The sequence below is a fragment of the Citrobacter sp. TBCS-14 genome (assembly GCF_005280805.1).
Classification (GTDB): domain Bacteria; phylum Pseudomonadota; class Gammaproteobacteria; order Enterobacterales; family Enterobacteriaceae; genus Citrobacter; species Citrobacter gillenii.
In genome coordinates, this window is record NZ_SZWM01000141.1 from 137004 (window position 1) to 153723 (window position 16720).

Below are 16720 nucleotides of genomic sequence, written 5' to 3' on the forward strand. Positions count from 1 at the left end.
CCTGTCGTATTATTCGACAGGGAGCATTAATAAGACATTAATGTGCCGGGTGATGAACGGCGTTAAAACCCAGCTTACACAACAAGGTAGCGGCAGCGGCGTCGTCACACATGACGTACAAAGACGACCATTCACGGCGCTCAAGGTAATTTTTACGCAGTTTATCAAACTCACCCGGAATTCCAGCGACTTTACGCAGCGGCGCATCGTCGCGGCGCACATCATACACTAAATGCACCAGCCTTTTCAGCGTTGGCTGATCCAACGGGCCATGCAACGTGATGCGTCCAAATTCCGGGGCAGGTAACAGGGTGCTCAGTGCAACGTGCTGTTCGCGGCCAATAAACTTGCTATAGGCCTCAAAGACCTGCGTGGTTCCCCGAGCCTTCCCTTCAAGGGTGTATCCTGCAATATGCGCCGTACCGATATCCGCTTTCTCGAGCAACGCGACATTCAGGTCCGGCTCGCCCTCCCAGACATCCAACACTACGCTCAGATGTTGCCCGGCATTAAGGCGGGACAGCAACGCGGTATTGTCGATGACCGGCCCACGGCAGGCGTTAATCAGGATGGTGCCCGGCTTCAGTCGGCCAATTAGTGCTTCATCAGCCAAATGCAGAGTCTTGTACGGACCGTCTTTAAACAACGGCGTATGGAAAGTCAGTACATCGGCGTGCTCAACCAGTTCATTCAGCGAGCGGAAATCGCCCTCGTCTCCCCGGTCAGCACGCGGCGGATCGCAAAGTAACGTGCGGATCCCTAATGCTTCCAGTCGCGCCTGCAAACGCGCGCCCACATTGCCGACACCAACAATACCCACGGTGCGATCGGCTAACGCAAAACCATCGCGCTCCGCCAGCATCAGCAGTGCTGAAAAGACATACTCGACAACCGCAATCGCATTGCAACCGGGCGCGGCAGAGAAGCCAATCTCAGACTGTGCAAGCCAGGCTTCATCCACATGGTCAGTGCCCGCAGTTGCCGTCCCGACAAACTTAACCGGTTTTCCGCCAAGCAGTGCTTCATTGACCTTCGTCACCGAGCGCACCATTAAGGCGTCCGCATTATCCAGTTCTGCGACGGGAATCGGACGACCGGGAACCGCTTTTACCTCCCCCAAACGACTGAACAGTTCGCGGGCATAGGGCATATTTTCATCAACGAGGATTTTCACGTCTTTCGCACCTGTTTGAGAACGAGAGTTAACCGGGCAAGTGTGCCATAATCTCGCCGCCAGGCATACTGCGAGACCTGGCTAGCACAGTTTTAAGGAACAGAGATGATGCAGCCCATTTCAGGTACGCCCGCGCGCCCTCCCGGTGAAGGCCAAAACGCCCCTTCCGTTGCGGGCGAACAACCGTTATCCACGCAACAACGTACCGTGCTGGAACGACTGATTACCCGTCTGATTTCACTTACCCAACAGCAGAGCGCTGAGGTGTGGGCCGGAATGAAGCACGATCTGGACGTCAAAAGTGATACGCCGTTACAGTCACGTCACTTTCCTGCTGCAGAACAAAACCTGACCCAACGACTTGGGGTTGCTCAACAAAAGCATGTCAATCGTCAGGTGCTGGCGCAGCTTACGGAACTGCTGAGTCAGGGGAATAATCGTCAGGCAGTGAGCGATTTTATCCGTCAACAGTACGGACAAACGGCCCTCAGTCAACTCACGCCCGATCAGTTGAAAAATGTGCTGACGCTATTGCAGCAGGGGCAGCTTTCTATTCCGCAGCCGCAGCAACGCCCGGCAACCGCTCGCCCTCTGCTACCCGCCGAGCACAACACGCTGAATCAACTAGTTACAAAAGTAGCGGCCGCTACAGGAGAATCCGGCAAGCTGATCTGGCAGTCGATGCTGGAACTGTCTGGGGTAAAAAGCGGTGAGCTGATCCCGGCAAAACAGTTTACGCACCTGGTCACCTGGCTACAGGCACGCCAGACGCTGAGCCTGCAAAATGCCCCGACGTTGCAAACGTTGCAGGCGGCGCTCAAGCAGCCGTTAGAGCCAAATGAACTTGTGGCCATCAAGGACTACGCGCAGCAAACGTATCAGATCCAACCGCAAACGATTCTTACCACCGTGCAGATACAGGATTTGCTCAATCAAATCTTCCTGCGCCGCGTTGAGCGTGACAGGGAGCAGGAATTAAGCGATCCGCGCCACCTCCAGCCGATTTACAGCCCGTTCACGCCAGTGATTGAAACCGTTAAATCACTGTCGGCGCGACCGGGACTGCTATTTGCGGCGCTACTGGTTGTGTTAGCTATATTCTGGCTCGTCGTTTAGCTTTTGCGCAACGTCAGCAGCGTCACAACAATCCCCACCACCGCGGAAATCGCCCCGGCAAGGAATACCGAGGAATAGCCGTACGCGGTGGCCAGAACACCCGCGACAGGACCGCTTACGCCGTAGGAGATATCCTGAAATGCGGCGTAACCACCGAGTGCAGTACCGCGTACCTGTGCAGGAACGCGCTTCACCACCTCCACGCCCAGCGCCGGGAAGATCAGCGAGCATCCGGCCCCGGTTAATGCTGCACCCAGCAGCGCAATCCAGGCCGTTGGCGCCTGCCAGAGCAGCAGCAGCCCCACGGTTTCAACCAACAATGAAACCACCGCCACCTTCACGCCGCCAAACCGATCCGGCATCCAGCCAAATAGAATGCGCATGAGCACAAACGCACCGCCGAACGCGGTCAGGGTAAAACCTGCCATCGTCCAGCCGTTGCTGACAAAATAGAGCGAAATAAACGTGCCGATCACCGCAAACCCCACGCCCTGCAGCGCTAACCCCAGCCCCGGTTTCCAGATAAGCCCAACCACGCTCCATAGCGAAGGACGTTCCCCCGCATGGGCGGGCACTTTACGCACGGTGCCGTTGAATGCCCATGCCAGCAGCGGCAATGCCATGGTGGTCGCCGCCAGCGCTGCAAAGCCAAAATGGCTGTGGATCAGCAGACCCAACGGCGCACCGGCCGCCAGGGCGCCGTAAATCGCCATCCCATTCCACGACATCACCTTGCCAGAACGCGTTGGCCCAACCAGCCCCAATCCCCAGGTCAGGGTGCCGGTCAACAACTGACTTTCACCAAAGCCGAGGATCAGACGTCCGACAATCAACAACGCAAACTTTACTGGAACGGAAACGGGTAAAAGTGCCGCTAATAGCCACGCGACTCCCGCCAGTGCACAGGCCAACATCCCCTGCAGCGCCGAACGTTTGGCACCGTATTGATCGGCTAAGCGCCCGGCGTAGCCACGTGTTAAGACCGTTGCCAGAAACTGGATGCCCACGGCAATGCCGACCATGGTGTTGCCATAGCCTAGCTCCTGGTGCACAAACAGTGGGATGACGGGTAAAGGTAGCCCGACCGTCATATAGGTCAGGAAAACGGCAAAAGCGATACGAAACAGCGACACATTCGCCGACGGTGTTTTTTCTTGTTGGGTTACTGCTGTCATGCGTTACTCCAGAATGCAGAGTAAGGCGAGGAATGCCCACGCCCCCTCTACCTGACGATCAGGATTAAGGTGCGTTGGATAACGTTAAACGCTTACGCATTATCATGAGGATAATGTTGAACCTGGAGTCTGCCTGTAAACCAGATTAATTGTCAACGATATAAAAAAGGGGAGCCAGGCGGCTCCCCTTACTGTATAGCATGGACCGGATAACAAATCCGGCCTGTTCTGATCTCTTACGCTTTCAGCTTACGCATAACCAGCGTGGCATTCGTGCCGCCAAAGCCGAAGCTGTTGGACATGACGGTCGTCAGCGCTTTTTCAGTCGGTTCGGTCACGATGTTCAGACCCGCCGCCTGCTCGTCCATCTCTTCGATGTTGATGCTTGGTGCGATAAAGCCGTGTTCCAGCATCAGCAGGGAGTAGATAGCTTCCTGCACGCCAGCCGCGCCCAGAGAGTGACCAGTCATCGCTTTGGTTGCGGAGATCGCCGGGCTGTTGTCGCCGAAGACTTCACGGATAGCGCCCAGTTCTTTCACGTCGCCTACCGGAGTAGAGGTACCGTGGGAGTTCAGGTAGTCGATTGGCGTATCTACGCCGTTCATCGCCATCTGCATGCAACGCACTGCGCCTTCACCTGATGGAGCCACCATGTCTGCGCCATCGGACGTTGCGCCGTAGCCAACGATTTCAGCATAGATATGCGCGCCACGTGCCAGAGCGTGTTCCAGCTCTTCAACCACAACCATACCGCCGCCGCCTGCGATAACGAAACCGTCACGGTTCGCATCATAAGTACGGGATGCTTTTTCCGGGCAGTCGTTATATTTGGTAGACAGTGCGCCCATGGCGTCGAACTCACAGGCCATTTCCCAGCACAGCTCTTCGCCGCCGCCAGCAAAAACGATATCCTGTTTGCCCAACTGAATCTGCTCAACCGCATTACCGATACAGTGCGAAGATGTCGCACAGGCGGAGCTGATGGAGTAGTTCACACCGTGGATTTTAAACGGGGTTGCGAGGCAGGCAGACACACCTGAGCCCATCGCTTTTGTGACCACATACGGGCCAACCGCTTTCAGGCCACGCGGGCTACGCATTGCGTCAGCGCCGAACACCTGAAAACGTGGGGAGCCGCCGCCGGAACCTGCAATCAGGCCAACGCGCGGGTTATTCTGGTAAACTTCTGCAGAGAGGCCGGCGTCAGCCACTGCCTGCTCCATAGAAAGGAATGCATAGATGGATGCGTCGCTCATAAAGCGCACAACTTTACGGTCAATGAGTCCAGTGGTATCCAGTTTTACGTTGCCCCAAACGTGGCTACGCATGCCGGAGTCCTTCAGCTCCTGAGAGAAAGTGATCCCTGAACGTCCTTCACGCAGAGATGCCAGGACTTCCTGCTGGTTATTACCGATGCTGGAAACGATGCCCAAGCCAGTAATCACTGCACGTTTCATTCAATACCTCTGTAAGTCGCACTATTTTAAAGTTTCGAGTGGCACAATAGCGTACACTTGTACGCCGAACAAGTCCGATCAGCCATTTTATGTGGAAATTTGCGCACTCAGGCACTCATCGTTAAGATCGAGACACAGCAAGCCAGACGAGTAACTTACGTGAAACAATACGCGATACAACCTGCCAACCTCGAATTCAACGCTGAGGGTACACCTGTTTCCCGAGATTTTGACGATGTCTATTTTTCTAACGATAACGGGCTGGAAGAGACGCGTTATGTCTTTCTCGGCGGCAATCATCTCGCGGACCGATTTCCCACCCATTCACGCCAGTTATTCATAGTGGCGGAAAGTGGTTTTGGCACTGGGCTAAACTTCCTCACACTCTGGCAGGCATTTACGATTTTTCGCACTGCGCACCCTGACGCTACCCTGGAAAGATTACATTTCATCAGTTTTGAAAAATATCCGTTGACGCGTGACGACCTGAAGTTGGCCCATCAGCATTGGCCGGAACTGGCTCCGTGGGCTGAGCCATTACAGGCTCAGTGGCCGCTACCGTTAGCAGGTTGTCATCGACTGCTGTTGGATGAAGGTCGGGTTACGCTGGATTTGTGGTTCGGCGATATTAACGACCTCACCAGTAAGTTGGATGAATCCCTGAACCAGCAGGTCGACGCCTGGTTCCTTGACGGTTTCGCGCCGGCAAAAAATCCCGATATGTGGACGCCAACGCTGTTTAACGCCATGGCCCGGCTAGCCCGTCCGGGCGGCACGCTGGCAACCTTCACCTCCGCAGGTTTTGTCCGGCGGGGCTTGCAGGACGCCGGTTTTACAATGCAGAAATGCAAAGGCTTTGGGCGCAAACGTGAAATGCTGTGCGGCGTGATGGAACAACACCTCACGTTCCCGTCACCCGCACCGTGGTTCTCACGCGCCAGCACGGAAAAACGGGAAGCGGCTATTATCGGGGGCGGTATTGCCAGCGCACTGCTGTCGCTGGCTCTCTTACGTCGTGGCTGGCAGGTAACGCTGTATTGCGCTGACGATAAGCCTGCGCAGGGCGCATCCGGTAATCGTCAGGGCGCACTTTACCCTTTACTCAGTAAACATGACGCCGCAATTAATCTCTTTTTCCCCACCGCATTTACCTTTGCCCGACGTCTGTATGACGCCCTGCCGGTGGATTTTGCCCACGACTGGTGCGGCGTAACGCAACTTGGTTGGGATGAAAAAAGCCAACAGAAAATCACCCAGATGCTGTCGCTTGCCTTACCCGACGACCTCGCGCTGGCCGTTGATGCTGAGCAGGTTCTGCAAACAACCGGCGTCGCAACCAACTGCGGCGGGATTCAGTATCCTGGCGGAGGATGGCTGTGTCCGGCGCAGCTCACCGCCGCCGTACTGGAATACGCCACGACGCTGGGATTACGCACCCATTACCAACATACACTGGCATCACTTGTACAGCAGGAAAACAGCTGGCAGCTTCAGTTTGCGACTGGCGAAACCGTCGAACACGAGGTAGTGGTGCTGGCGAATGGTCATCGCATAAATCGCTTTGATCAGACCCAACCGTTACCGGTTTATTCTGTCGGCGGTCAGGTGAGCCATATCCCCACCACGCCTGCACTATCGGCCCTACATCAGGTGTTGTGTTACGACGGCTACCTCACGCCGCAAAATCCGGCCAATCAGCATCATTGCATCGGTGCGAGCTATCGTCGTGGTGAGGAAGAGACAACGTATCGCGAGGAGGATCAGCAGCAAAACCGCCAGCGTTTACTCGACTGCTTCCCGCATGCCGCATGGGTAAAAGAGGTGGATGTCAGTGGGCAATCGGCACGCTGTGGCGTTCGCTGCGCCACCCGCGATCACTTACCGATGGTCGGCAATGTGCCGGACTATGAGGCAACGCTCAGCCAGTACGCCAATCTGTCAGAACACAAAGAGACCGCCGCGCGCGCACCGGTTTACCGTGACGTCTTTTTGCTGGGCGCGCTGGGCTCGCGCGGACTGTGTTCCGCCCCGCTGTGTGCAGAGATCCTGGCCGCGCAAATGAGTAATGAACCCATCCCAATGGATGCAGAAACCCTTGCCGCGTTAAATCCGAACCGTTTATGGGTGAGAAAATTAGTGAAGGGAAAAGCGGTAAAATCCTGAGGTCATCATTGCGGGCCGCATGAGTCGTTAACGGCATCCGGCCCGCAAGGCAATTATTGTTGTGTCGCCTTCTGGAACAACGTGTCCCACATCTCTTTTACTAACGCCTGGTCACGCGGCGAAAGTTCGCCTGCGCTGATGGCTTTTTCCAGGCTGCTGGTAACATTGGCGTACAGTGCCTCAGCGGAATGGTCGTCGCCGCCGTCCAGTTCTGCCACAGCCAGCGTCAAGTGTCCACGCAAGTACCCACTGGCAAACAGCTCATCATCGCTGGCGTGTTCTACCATATCGTCGATTAGTACCAGAATGCGTGATTCAAACTCCGCGATCATCTTATTTCCTCATTGTAAACGTGGCAGCCGCTTCAGTTGAGCGCTTCGGGCCACGGGAATTGTTCCGCCTTAAGTTCAGGCGTGTGATAATAATTCTGTAACGCACGAATAAAACGCGCCGGACGTTCAGGAATGCCGTTTTCCAGATACGCCATCACCTGAGCATGAACACGCCGCTGGAACACCACGCGATCCGGTTCAAAGTCCCCTTCCAGGTTGTCGCAGCTAACGTTAAACGGATAGCCCGCCGCCATGCAGAACAGCCAGTCAAATGCCTGGGGTTTCACTTCCACGTCTTCAAACTGACATTGTGTTTTAGCGTCACGCCCGTCCGGGCAGTACCAGTAACCAAAGTCGACCAGTTCACGGCGCGCTTTACCGGCAATGCACCAGTGTGAAATTTCATGTAGTGCACTGGCGTAGTAGCCATGGGCAAAAACGATCCGGTGATACGGCAATTCTGTATCTGCAGGAAGGTAGATCGGTTCGTCATCGCCTTTAATCAGACGGGTATTAAATTCATCGGCAAAGCAGCCGTTAAAAATATCAATTAACTGTTCATAGTGATGGGTCGTATTCATTAGTTCATCCCCAGCCAGTGGAGAATCTCCTGTCCATGATTATCATAAAGTAGCTTGGCGCTCATCACTGCGGAGACAATGACGATCATTGGCCGAATCAGTTTTTGTCCTTTGCTGAGGACCAGTCGTGACCCCATTCGTGCGCCAATAAATTGGCCGATGAGCATCACAAAACCGGTGGCCCAAATCACTTTGCCCCCCAGCGCGAACAGCAGCAGCCCGCCGATATTCGAGGTGGCATTCAAGACTTTGGCGTGCGCCGTGGATTTCGCCAGGTTGTAACCGCACAGCATGACAAAGGCCAGCGCGTAAAACGATCCGGCTGCCGGGCCAAAAAAGCCATCGTAAAAACCGACGCAGCCCCCGGCGACCAGCGCAAAAGGCAGGCCGTACAGCCGACGCTGTCGGTCTTCTTCACCCAGCTTAGGCATTAACAGAAAGTAGAGACCGATACAGATAACCAGAATCGGCAAGATCTGGCGCAAAATGTCCGACTGCACATGCTGGACAAGCAGCGCGCCGCTCATTGAGCCGATGAAGGTCATGGCGATATTAAGCTTCTGGTCGGCCAGGTTCACCACGCCACGGCGGATAAAATAGAGCGAAGCGGAGATGGACCCACCGCAGGCTTGCAGTTTATTCGTTGCCAGCGCCTGAGCTGGCGGCATGCCTGCTGCCATCAGCGCAGGAATGGTGAGTAAGCCGCCGCCACCCGCCAGGGAATCAATAAATCCCGCCAGAATGGCCACAAAAAAAAGAACGCCCAACAGCAGCGGAGACACCATAAACAGATCGGCAAAATTATCCATTAAAGTACATGCTCATCCAGTAGCGCCTGGCAGGAAGGCGGCAACGGAGGCGGTGTCTTCTTCTCAGGCTTAGTGGTTCCCGGTTTAGGAGGTTCGAACCAGCTTTGCAGCTCCGCGCCACAGCCATCACCCGGTGGAGGTAACGGTTGATCTTCGCACTCAAGACTGTCGGCAGGACAACGTAACCGGACATGCATATGTGCACGGTGTTGGAACCATGGCCGCACTTTACGTAACCAGTCCCTGTCGCTCCCTGCATCCAGACAAAGTTGCTGTTTAATTGCCGGATTCACGAAAATACGCGTTACATCATTATCTTTTGCCGCCAGCCTGATCAGACTGAAAATCTCCGGCTTCCACAGTGACGGTACGACACGTTTGCCATCCTGAGCGACCAGATCCAGCGCCTGTGGTCGCAGCAGTTGCGACTGCGTCCAGCGCGTCTTTGGCAGTTGCAGGAAAATATCGACATCCAGCCCCGTCTGGTGGCTGGCGTGTCCGCCGTTGAAACGTCCACCGGCCGGCATACCCATATCGCCGATTAACACCGTCCCCAGTCCCAGATTATTGGCCTGGGTACTCAGACGCTGGATGAACGTCACCAGGTCAGGATGACCAAAATAGCGACGTTGATCGGTGCGCATCACCTGATAGTGTTCGGACTGTACGGGCAGCGTATCTGCCCCCACAATGCAGCCATTGGAAAACGCGCCGATAGACTGCGCGCTACCTGCCACCGGGTGGGTAATTTTCTGCCAGGGCGTCGCCGCCAGGCAGGCCGAACTGGCAAACAGTGCCAGCGCCGCAAGTGCCGTTTTTTTCATTTCTTACCAGCGTGGAATGTCAGTCTTTACATCCGCATTCTGCGCCCGCTGACGCAGCAGGTGATCCATCAGCACAATCGCCAGCATGGCTTCTGCGATCGGCACCGCGCGGATCCCAACGCACGGATCGTGACGTCCTTTGGTTATCATCTCGACTTCTTCGCCAAAGCGGTTAATAGTGCGCCCGGGAACGGTAATACTGGAAGTCGGTTTCAGCGCCATATGTGCAACAATTTGTTGCCCGCTGCTGATGCCCCCCAGAATGCCGCCAGCATGGTTACTCTGGAAACCCTCTTTGGTGATTTCATCACGGTTCTGACTACCGCGCAACGCAACAACGTCGAAGCCGTCGCCAATCTCCACGCCTTTCACCGCATTAATGCTCATCAACGCATGGGCGATGTCAGCATCCAGACGGTCAAAAACAGGTTCGCCGAGACCGGCCGGTACACCGCTTGCAACCACGGTCACTTTTGCACCGATGGAGTCACCCTCTTTCTTGAGTGCACGCATCAGTTCATCCAGCGCGGTGATTTTGTCCGGATCCGGGCAAAAGAACGGGTTTTGTTCGACCTGAGACCAGTCTTTAATTTCCAGCGGTATATTGCCCATTTGGGTCAGGCATCCGCGGATTTCGACGCCGAATTTTTCCGCCAGGTATTTTTTGGCAATCGCCCCGGCCGCCACGCGCATTGCCGTTTCGCGCGCGGACGAACGCCCGCCGCCACGGTAGTCACGCACGCCGTATTTCTGCTCGTAGGTGTAGTCGGCATGGCCTGGACGAAAAACATCCTTAATGGCGCCGTAATCCTGCGAACGCTGATCGGTATTTTCAATCAACAGGCCAATACTGGTGCCGGTGGTGACGCCGTCAAACACGCCGGAAAGGATTTTCACCTGATCCGGCTCGCGACGCTGCGTGGTGTAACGCGAGGTTCCCGGACGACGTCTGTCGAGATCGTGCTGCAGATCAGCTTCTGTCAGCGGAATACCCGGCGGAACACCATCAACGATACAGCCGAGCGCCAGCCCGTGTGATTCACCGAAGGTCGTTACGCGAAAGAGTTGTCCAATTGTGTTTCCTGCCATCACCGCTCCGTTATCGTTGTTGTGTGTGCGCGTGTCGTTAATCTTTATAGATGCTGAAATGTTCACGAGCGGCAATCAGCTGCGCTTTGGTCAGCATGAATACGCCATCACCGCCGTTGTCGAATTCCAGCCACGTAAACGGCACGTCCGGATATTGTTCCATCAGATGTACCATGCTGTTACCGACTTCACAAATCAGAATACCGTTGTCTGACAGGTAGTCCGGCGCATTGCCAAGAATGCGACGGGTCAGCTTCAGCCCATCACTTCCGGACGCCAGGCCCAGTTCAGGTTCGTGGCGATACTCATTCGGCAGATCGGACATATCTTCCGCATCCACATACGGCGGGTTGGTCACAATCAGGTCATACTGTACTTTCAGCAGGTCACGGAACAGATCGGAGCGGATCGGCGTCACGTGATTGATCAGACCATGCTCTTCAATATTGTGCTCGGTCACCGCCAGGGCGTCAGTGGAAATATCCACCGCGTCCACTTCGGCTTCCGGGAAGGCATACGCGCAGGCAATAGCAATACAGCCGCTGCCGGTACACATATCGAGAATGTGCTGCGGCTGCTCGCTGATAAGACCGGCAAAGCGATTATTGATCAGCTCGGCAATCGGTGAGCGCGGCACCAGCACGCGTTCATCAACATAGAATTCGTGACCGCAGAACCAGGCTTTGTTGGTCAGGTAGGCAACCGGGATACGCTCGTTAACGCGGCGAATTACGCGCTCAACAATACGGTGGCGTTCGCTGGAGGTCAGGCGCGCAGTGCGCATATCTTCAGGAATATCCAGCGGCAGGTAGAGTGACGGCAGCACCAGTTGTACCGCCTCATCCCATGGGTTATCCGTCCCGTGACCATACCAGATATTCGCCGCGCTAAAACGGCTGACCGCCCAACGCAACATGTCCTGAATGGTATGCAGTTCACTCACTGCTTCATCAACGAAAATTTTATCCACGTATTCCTCCAGGGCATGCTCGTATTAAATTCGGCGGCTAGTTTGCCACGAAGACGGCGATAAATCAGCATTCACGCCGAGCCTGAGCGCGAAAATTGCGTTTTAAGCGATCGGATGCCCATCGAGTCGGGTTAAACTAACGGAAAATAAAAGATGAGACGCTCAAATGAAAAAGAAAACATCGCTCAGCGAGGAGGATCAGACGCTGTTTCGCCAGTTGATGACCGGCACTCGTCAAATTAAGCAGGACACGATTGTCCATCGACCGCCGCGTAAAAAAATCACCGAGGTGCCGGTTAAAAGGCTGTTGCAGGAACAGGCTGATGCCAGCCACTATTTCTCTGATGAGTTTCAGCCGCTGTTGAATACAGAGGGTCCGGTCAGATATCTGCGGGCCGACGTCAGCCACTTTGAACTGAAGAAAATGCGCCGTGGTGACTACTCCCCGGAACTGTTTCTTGATTTACACGGGCTGACGCAACAGCAGGCTAAACAGGAACTCGGGGCGCTGATTGCCGCCTGTCGTCGTGAACACGTCTTCTGCGCCTGCGTCATGCACGGCCACGGAAAGCACGTTCTGAAACAGCAAACGCCGCTTTGGCTGGCGCAACATCCGCACGTGATGGCTTTTCATCAGGCGCCTAAAGAGTACGGCGGCGACGCCGCGCTGCTGGTGCTGATTGAAGTGGAAGAGTGGTTACCGCCCGAACTTCCCTGAGAACGGAAAACAGAAAGAGCCGCAGTTGCGGCTCTTTTTATTGCAGGCTCATGTCAAAGACGTTTTACGGATGGCTGCGCTCGCGCTTGATCCGGCCAACGAAACGACTATATCGCTTTCGCCATCTTCAGATTACACGGGCTCATCTGCCAGTTGAAAACGCCCTTTCCGCTCTCATCAAGCGTGACGCTGGCAATCGCAGATGTGGTAAACATCGGCGGCGTTTCACCCGGACACAGCTCGGACACCAGATATCCCACCAAAGGCAGGTGAGAAATGACCAGCGCCGTAGCGACACCTTCATTGGCCAGTGCCTGTAAATAGGCGCTGACCAGACCGACATCGCCGCAGGGAGTCAGCTCCGGCAAAACATCCACACCGGTTGGCAGGTTCATACATTCCCCGACCACATCCAGCGTTTGTTCGGCTCGCAGGAACGGGCTCACCAGAACACGTTCGATATCCACTTTTTGACCTTTCAGCCAGTTCGCCATCAGGCGAGATTCGTCACAACCGCAGGAGGTTAAGGGACGAACCGAATCACTGGCGGCATCGAGGGCCGCGTCGCCGTGACGCATGATAAAAACTTGCATATTGCACCGCTTTTGTTAACCAGAAACACCAACACCTTTAGCCAACGCCCCTATTGGCGAGGGTAAATGTGTGGTGGCCGGCATTGTGCCTTATCCATTCACCGAATGAAACGCTGTTTTTTACCTTAATGGCGTAAGTATAGTCAATCTCTGTTTACATTTTGAGCTTAACTCGTACATTCGGTGCGGATTCATCTTACCTTTGACCTCATGAATTCAGGTCAGTTTCCCCGTGCTTCCAGAAACTATCTCCGCGTTCCGCCATCTGCAGTAACGGTTCACACGGCGTAAACCGGGAACCATACTGTGTAGTCAGTCGTTGCAGAACCGCAACCACTTCACCCGCCCCGAGGGAGTCCATATACCGGAACGGGCCGCCGAGGAATGGCGGAAAACCAATACCAAACACAGCGCCGATGTCACCATCGCGTGCGCTGCGGATAATCTTCTCATCGAAACAGCGTGCCGCTTCGTTGAGCATTAACATGACACACCGCTCTGCAATCTGCGGGCCACTGAGTTTGCTCTGCCCCTGGACGCCAATAAGCGTATAAATTGCAGGGTCGACCTGTTTTTTGCTTTTACGCCCTTTCGCACCATAAAGATAGAAACCCCGACCATTTTTTCTACCTTTGCGATCATCATTCAAAATTGAAGCAACAACATTTGCAGGTGCGCTAAAACGTTCACCGTAAGCGGCTTCCAGTACAGGTATAATTTTAGTGCCTGTATCAATTCCGACCTCATCCAAAAGTTGGATTGGCCCTACCGGAAAACCAAACTTTACCAGCGCAGCATCAATCTGCTCAACGCGCTCGCCCTCGGTCAATAAGCGGATAGCTTCGTTGATGTACGGAGCAAGAATGCGATTTACATAGAACCCGGCCTTATCCTGCACCACAATCGGCGTTTTCCCCTGTTTTTTCGCCAGTTTAACCGTGGTGGCAATAGTGCGTTCAGACGTAGTTGTATGAGGAATAACTTCCACTAGCGGCATTTTTTCTACCGGACTAAAGAAGTGCAAACCAATGACCTGCTCAGGTCGCGCCGCATTGGCCGCAATGTCGCCAATGGGTAGAGATGAGGTGTTGGAGGCAAAAATGGTATGAGGCGCACAATTGTGCTCAACATCTGCCACCATCTGTTGTTTCAACGCCAGATCTTCAAACACCGCCTCAATTACCAGATCTCGATGCGCAAAACCGCGAAAATCGGTGGTGCCTGAAATCAGCGCCAGCTGTTTGTCACGCTCGCCGGCTTTGAGATGGCGGCGGCGAACTTTTGTTTCAAGCTGATCCCAACTGTATTTCAGCGCGTGGTTGATTCCCTTAGCATTGATATCTTTGATACGCACCGGCAAGCCGCCTTTGCAGGCCGTCACGTAGGCAATCCCCCCGCCCATCAGCCCCCCGCCCAGAACCCCGACGCTGTTTAGCGGACCGGGTTGTACCTCGCTACCGGGATCTTTTTTCACGTCGGTGTTTGCAAAAAAGACGTTACGCAGAGCCTGAGACTGCGGCGTCATCGCCAGCTCACCAAACGCGCGGGCTTCGGCGTCATAGCCGCTGCTGCTGCCCTGCGCCAGACCAGTCTCGATCACCTCAAGAATACGGTGGGTTGCGGGGTAATTTCCCTGCGTTTTCTGTGCGGTCTTTTTACCGACCATACGGAACAGCAGCGCCCGCCCCAGCGGTCCGGCCAGAATGCGTTCCCGTACCGGCAGGCTATGGTGTACCGAACTCTCCTTTTTAGCCAGTTCCACCGCCGCTTCCAGCAAAATGGTCTGCGGCACAACCTCGTCCACCAACCCCACTTTCAGCGCCTGTTTAGCGCGTAATTGTTTGCCGGTCAGGATCATGTCCAGCGCAGTGCTAACGCCAATCAGACGGGGCAACCGCTGCGTGCCGCCAGAGCCGGGTAACAGACCAAGCTGTACTTCCGGCAGACCCAGCACGGTTTTAACGTCATCAGTACAAATACGGCTATGACACGCCAGCGCCATCTCCAGACCGCCGCCCAGACAGGCACCGTGAATGGCAGCGATAACCGGGATCGGCAACGCATTAATTTCCGCCATCATCTGTTGCCCCTGACGAGCCAGGGTTTCGGCTTCCTGCGCACTGCGGCAGTTGCCGATCATATTGATATCCGCCCCGGCGATGAAATTATCCGGCTTCGCCGAAATAAACACCACGCCACGCAGATCTTTGTTATCGCGAATTTGTTTCAAAATAGCCCGCACCTGAGAAGCAAACTCTGCTTTCAGGGTATTCATTTTCTCTCCGGGCACATCAATGGAGACCACCGCCACGTTATCCAGACGCACGTGTAGCGTAAAAGCCGATGCCATTTCCATTATTCCGCCTCCAGAACCATTGCCGCACCCAGACCACCCGCCGCACACGCGGTGACCAAACCAAACCCACCACCACGACGCCGTAATTCATGCAGCGTTTGGGTGATCATGCGCGCGCCGGTCGCGGCGAAAGGGTGTCCGTAGGCAATCGAACCGCCCAGCACGTTAAATTTGCTGTCATCCACTTCGCCAGTGGCATGTGCCCTACCCAGAACGTCACGAGCAAAACGTTCGCTGCCAAGCAGTTGAATATTCGCCAGCGTCTGCGCGGCAAAGGCTTCATGCATATCAATCAGCGTGAGATCGGCCAGAGTCAGGCCCGCGCGCTCCAGAGCCAACGGCGTCGACCATGCCGGGCCCAGCAGCATATCCTGCCAGACGTCGATGGCAGTAAACGCAAAACTGCGTAGATAGCCCAGCGGCACCAGTCCCAGCTCTTTCGCCCGGGACTCCGTCATCAAAATCACCGCAGCGGCGCCGTCGGTCAACGGTGTACTGTTTGCCGCCGTGACGGTGCCGTGTTTACGGTCAAACGCCGGGCGCAGTTTGGCGTAATCCGCCAGCGTAGAGTTTCCGCGAATATTGTTATCTTCTGAGAAGGGATCTTTAAACGGCGGAGCATAGGTGGTCATCACCTCGTCTGCCAGTTTGCCTTCGGCCCAGGCCTGAGCGGCTCGCTGATGCGAACGGTACGCCAGAGCATCCTGCTGCTCACGCGTGATGCCGTAGGTTTTCGCCATTTGCTCTGCCGTATCCCCCATACGTAAGCCGGTGGAATACTCAGCAACTGCAGGTGGGACCGGCATCAGGTCGCGCAAACGCAGTCGGGAAAAAAGCTTCAGCCGCTGACCGGTGGTGCGGGCTTTATTGACGTCCACCAACACCCGCGCCAACTTTTTGCTGACGCCAATTGGCAGCACGGAAGAGGAGTCAGCCCCGCCAGCAATACCCGCACGGATGGTTCCTGCCATCAGGCTTTCCGCGACATTCGCCACCGCCTGAAAACTGGTGGCGCAGGCTCTGCTCACGCTGTAAGCATCGGTATGTACGTTCATCCCGGTGCCCAGCACAATTTCACGGGCGATATTGGGCGCTTCCGGCATTTGCACAACCTGGCCAAAAACCAGTTGTTCAATGGCATCGGCAGGAATTTCACTGCGCGCCAGCAACTCACCGACGACCATTTTTCCCAAATCAACGGCGGGAATGCCATGAAACGCGGTTGCCTGACGGGCAAAAGGCGTACGCAATCCGCTCACAATGGCGATGCGATCGCCCTGACGGGTAACCAGCGGTAAAGCCTGACTCATAACACTCCCCTGTTAAAAAATAAAATAAGTGGTCTGACCTGATCACAGTCTTA

General features: G+C 55.1%; 15 protein-coding genes. 3 read left to right on the forward strand and 12 right to left on the reverse strand.

Features of this window, described 5'->3' with window-relative positions; all coding sequences use genetic code 11:
- Positions 1 to 37 precede the first annotated feature (37 nt).
- Positions 38 to 1174: a 4-phosphoerythronate dehydrogenase PdxB gene (gene pdxB, locus FDX22_RS03080; protein WP_146716692.1), complete on the reverse strand. Its 1137-nt coding sequence runs from the start codon at positions 1172 to 1174 to the stop codon at positions 38 to 40.
- Between the two features lie 108 nt (positions 1175 to 1282).
- On the opposite strand from pdxB, the gene flk reads away from it, so the two are divergent.
- Positions 1283 to 2290 carry a flagella biosynthesis regulator Flk gene (gene flk / locus FDX22_RS03085; RefSeq protein WP_146716710.1) on the forward strand — a complete coding sequence of 336 codons (1008 nt, stop codon included), beginning with the start codon at positions 1283 to 1285 and terminating at the stop codon, positions 2288 to 2290.
- Here flk and FDX22_RS03090 read toward each other — a convergent pair.
- Both FDX22_RS03090 and fabB read right to left on the reverse strand, forming a co-directional pair.
- Positions 2287 to 3465, reverse strand: coding sequence for an MFS transporter (locus FDX22_RS03090; RefSeq protein WP_096756337.1), 1179 nt, complete (start codon positions 3463 to 3465; stop codon positions 2287 to 2289). The two genes, flk and FDX22_RS03090, sit on opposite strands and share 4 nt — an antisense overlap.
- Before the next feature lie 236 nt (positions 3466 to 3701).
- Complete coding sequence (fabB, locus tag FDX22_RS03095) at positions 3702 to 4922, reverse strand: beta-ketoacyl-ACP synthase I (RefSeq protein WP_096756333.1); 1221 nt, start codon at positions 4920 to 4922, stop codon at positions 3702 to 3704.
- 159 nt (positions 4923 to 5081) lie between these two features.
- On the opposite strand from fabB, the gene mnmC reads away from it, so the two are divergent.
- Positions 5082 to 7085, forward strand: coding sequence for a bifunctional tRNA (5-methylaminomethyl-2-thiouridine)(34)-methyltransferase MnmD/FAD-dependent 5-carboxymethylaminomethyl-2-thiouridine(34) oxidoreductase MnmC (gene mnmC / locus FDX22_RS03100; protein WP_146716693.1), 2004 nt, complete (start codon positions 5082 to 5084; stop codon positions 7083 to 7085).
- Positions 7086 to 7138: 53 nt separating this feature from the next.
- Here mnmC and FDX22_RS03105 read toward each other — a convergent pair whose 3' ends face one another.
- From FDX22_RS03105 to prmB, 6 genes are read right to left on the reverse strand one after another with little or no spacing between them, the layout of a single operon-like run.
- Positions 7139 to 7417 carry a YfcL family protein gene (locus FDX22_RS03105; protein ID WP_096756331.1) on the reverse strand — a complete coding sequence of 93 codons (279 nt, stop codon included), beginning with the start codon at positions 7415 to 7417 and terminating at the stop codon, positions 7139 to 7141.
- Between the two features lie 32 nt (positions 7418 to 7449).
- Positions 7450 to 7998: an elongation factor P hydroxylase gene (locus FDX22_RS03110; protein WP_115257889.1), complete on the reverse strand. Its 549-nt coding sequence runs from the start codon at positions 7996 to 7998 to the stop codon at positions 7450 to 7452.
- Positions 7998 to 8807: a sulfite exporter TauE/SafE family protein gene (locus tag FDX22_RS03115; protein WP_096756329.1), complete on the reverse strand. Its 810-nt coding sequence runs from the start codon at positions 8805 to 8807 to the stop codon at positions 7998 to 8000. The genes FDX22_RS03110 and FDX22_RS03115 overlap by 1 nt, the downstream gene beginning before the upstream one ends.
- A complete protein-coding gene (gene mepA / locus FDX22_RS03120) occupies positions 8807 to 9631 on the reverse strand; it encodes a penicillin-insensitive murein endopeptidase (protein ID WP_115257888.1) in 825 nt (274 codons plus the stop codon). Before mepA ends, FDX22_RS03115 begins: the two co-directional genes overlap by 1 nt.
- 3 nt (positions 9632 to 9634) lie before the next feature.
- Entirely contained in the window at positions 9635 to 10720 is a 1086-nt protein-coding gene (gene aroC / locus FDX22_RS03125; protein ID WP_096756327.1) for a chorismate synthase, read from the reverse strand.
- 37 nt (positions 10721 to 10757) lie between these two features.
- Positions 10758 to 11690 (reverse strand): 50S ribosomal protein L3 N(5)-glutamine methyltransferase, encoded by a 933-nt coding sequence (gene prmB / locus FDX22_RS03130; protein ID WP_115257887.1) that lies wholly within the window; start codon positions 11688 to 11690, stop codon positions 10758 to 10760.
- A 166-nt stretch (positions 11691 to 11856) separates the two neighbouring features.
- Here prmB and smrB point away from each other — a divergent pair, with 166 nt between their 5' ends.
- Positions 11857 to 12408 (forward strand): endonuclease SmrB, encoded by a 552-nt coding sequence (gene smrB, locus FDX22_RS03135; protein WP_096756325.1) that lies wholly within the window; start codon positions 11857 to 11859, stop codon positions 12406 to 12408.
- A 107-nt stretch (positions 12409 to 12515) separates the two neighbouring features.
- Here the strand turns inward: smrB and sixA are convergent, their stop codons facing one another.
- The 3 genes from sixA to fadI form a co-directional block, all read right to left on the reverse strand.
- A complete protein-coding gene (gene sixA / locus FDX22_RS03140; RefSeq protein ID WP_096756324.1) occupies positions 12516 to 13001 on the reverse strand; it encodes a phosphohistidine phosphatase SixA in 486 nt (161 codons plus the stop codon).
- Between the two features lie 208 nt (positions 13002 to 13209).
- A complete protein-coding gene (gene fadJ, locus FDX22_RS03145) occupies positions 13210 to 15357 on the reverse strand; it encodes a fatty acid oxidation complex subunit alpha FadJ (protein ID WP_146716694.1) in 2148 nt (715 codons plus the stop codon).
- Positions 15357 to 16667 (reverse strand): acetyl-CoA C-acyltransferase FadI, encoded by a 1311-nt coding sequence (gene fadI, locus FDX22_RS03150; protein WP_115257885.1) that lies wholly within the window; start codon positions 16665 to 16667, stop codon positions 15357 to 15359. The genes fadJ and fadI overlap by 1 nt, the downstream gene beginning before the upstream one ends.
- Between the last annotated feature and the right edge of the window lie 53 nt (positions 16668 to 16720).

Excerpts from the sequence above, each read along its gene's own strand:
- flk (WP_146716710.1), top strand. The coding sequence starts at position 1,283 with ATGCAGCCCATTTCAGGTACGCCCGCGCGCCCTCCCGGTGAAGGCCAA.
- FDX22_RS03090 (WP_096756337.1), bottom strand. The coding sequence starts at position 3,465 with ATGACAGCAGTAACCCAACAAGAAAAAACACCGTCGGCGAATGTGTCG.
- fabB (WP_096756333.1), bottom strand. The coding sequence starts at position 4,922 with ATGAAACGTGCAGTGATTACTGGCTTGGGCATCGTTTCCAGCATCGGT.
- FDX22_RS03105 (WP_096756331.1), bottom strand. The coding sequence starts at position 7,417 with ATGATCGCGGAGTTTGAATCACGCATTCTGGTACTAATCGACGATATG.
- FDX22_RS03110 (WP_115257889.1), bottom strand. The coding sequence starts at position 7,998 with ATGAATACGACCCATCACTATGAACAGTTAATTGATATTTTTAACGGC.
- FDX22_RS03115 (WP_096756329.1), bottom strand. The coding sequence starts at position 8,807 with ATGGATAATTTTGCCGATCTGTTTATGGTGTCTCCGCTGCTGTTGGGC.
- mepA (WP_115257888.1), bottom strand. The coding sequence starts at position 9,631 with ATGAAAAAAACGGCACTTGCGGCGCTGGCACTGTTTGCCAGTTCGGCC.
- aroC (WP_096756327.1), bottom strand. The coding sequence starts at position 10,720 with ATGGCAGGAAACACAATTGGACAACTCTTTCGCGTAACGACCTTCGGT.
- smrB (WP_096756325.1), top strand. The coding sequence starts at position 11,857 with ATGAAAAAGAAAACATCGCTCAGCGAGGAGGATCAGACGCTGTTTCGC.
- sixA (WP_096756324.1), bottom strand. The coding sequence starts at position 13,001 with ATGCAAGTTTTTATCATGCGTCACGGCGACGCGGCCCTCGATGCCGCC.
- fadJ (WP_146716694.1), bottom strand. The coding sequence starts at position 15,357 with ATGGAAATGGCATCGGCTTTTACGCTACACGTGCGTCTGGATAACGTG.
- fadI (WP_115257885.1), bottom strand. The coding sequence starts at position 16,667 with ATGAGTCAGGCTTTACCGCTGGTTACCCGTCAGGGCGATCGCATCGCC.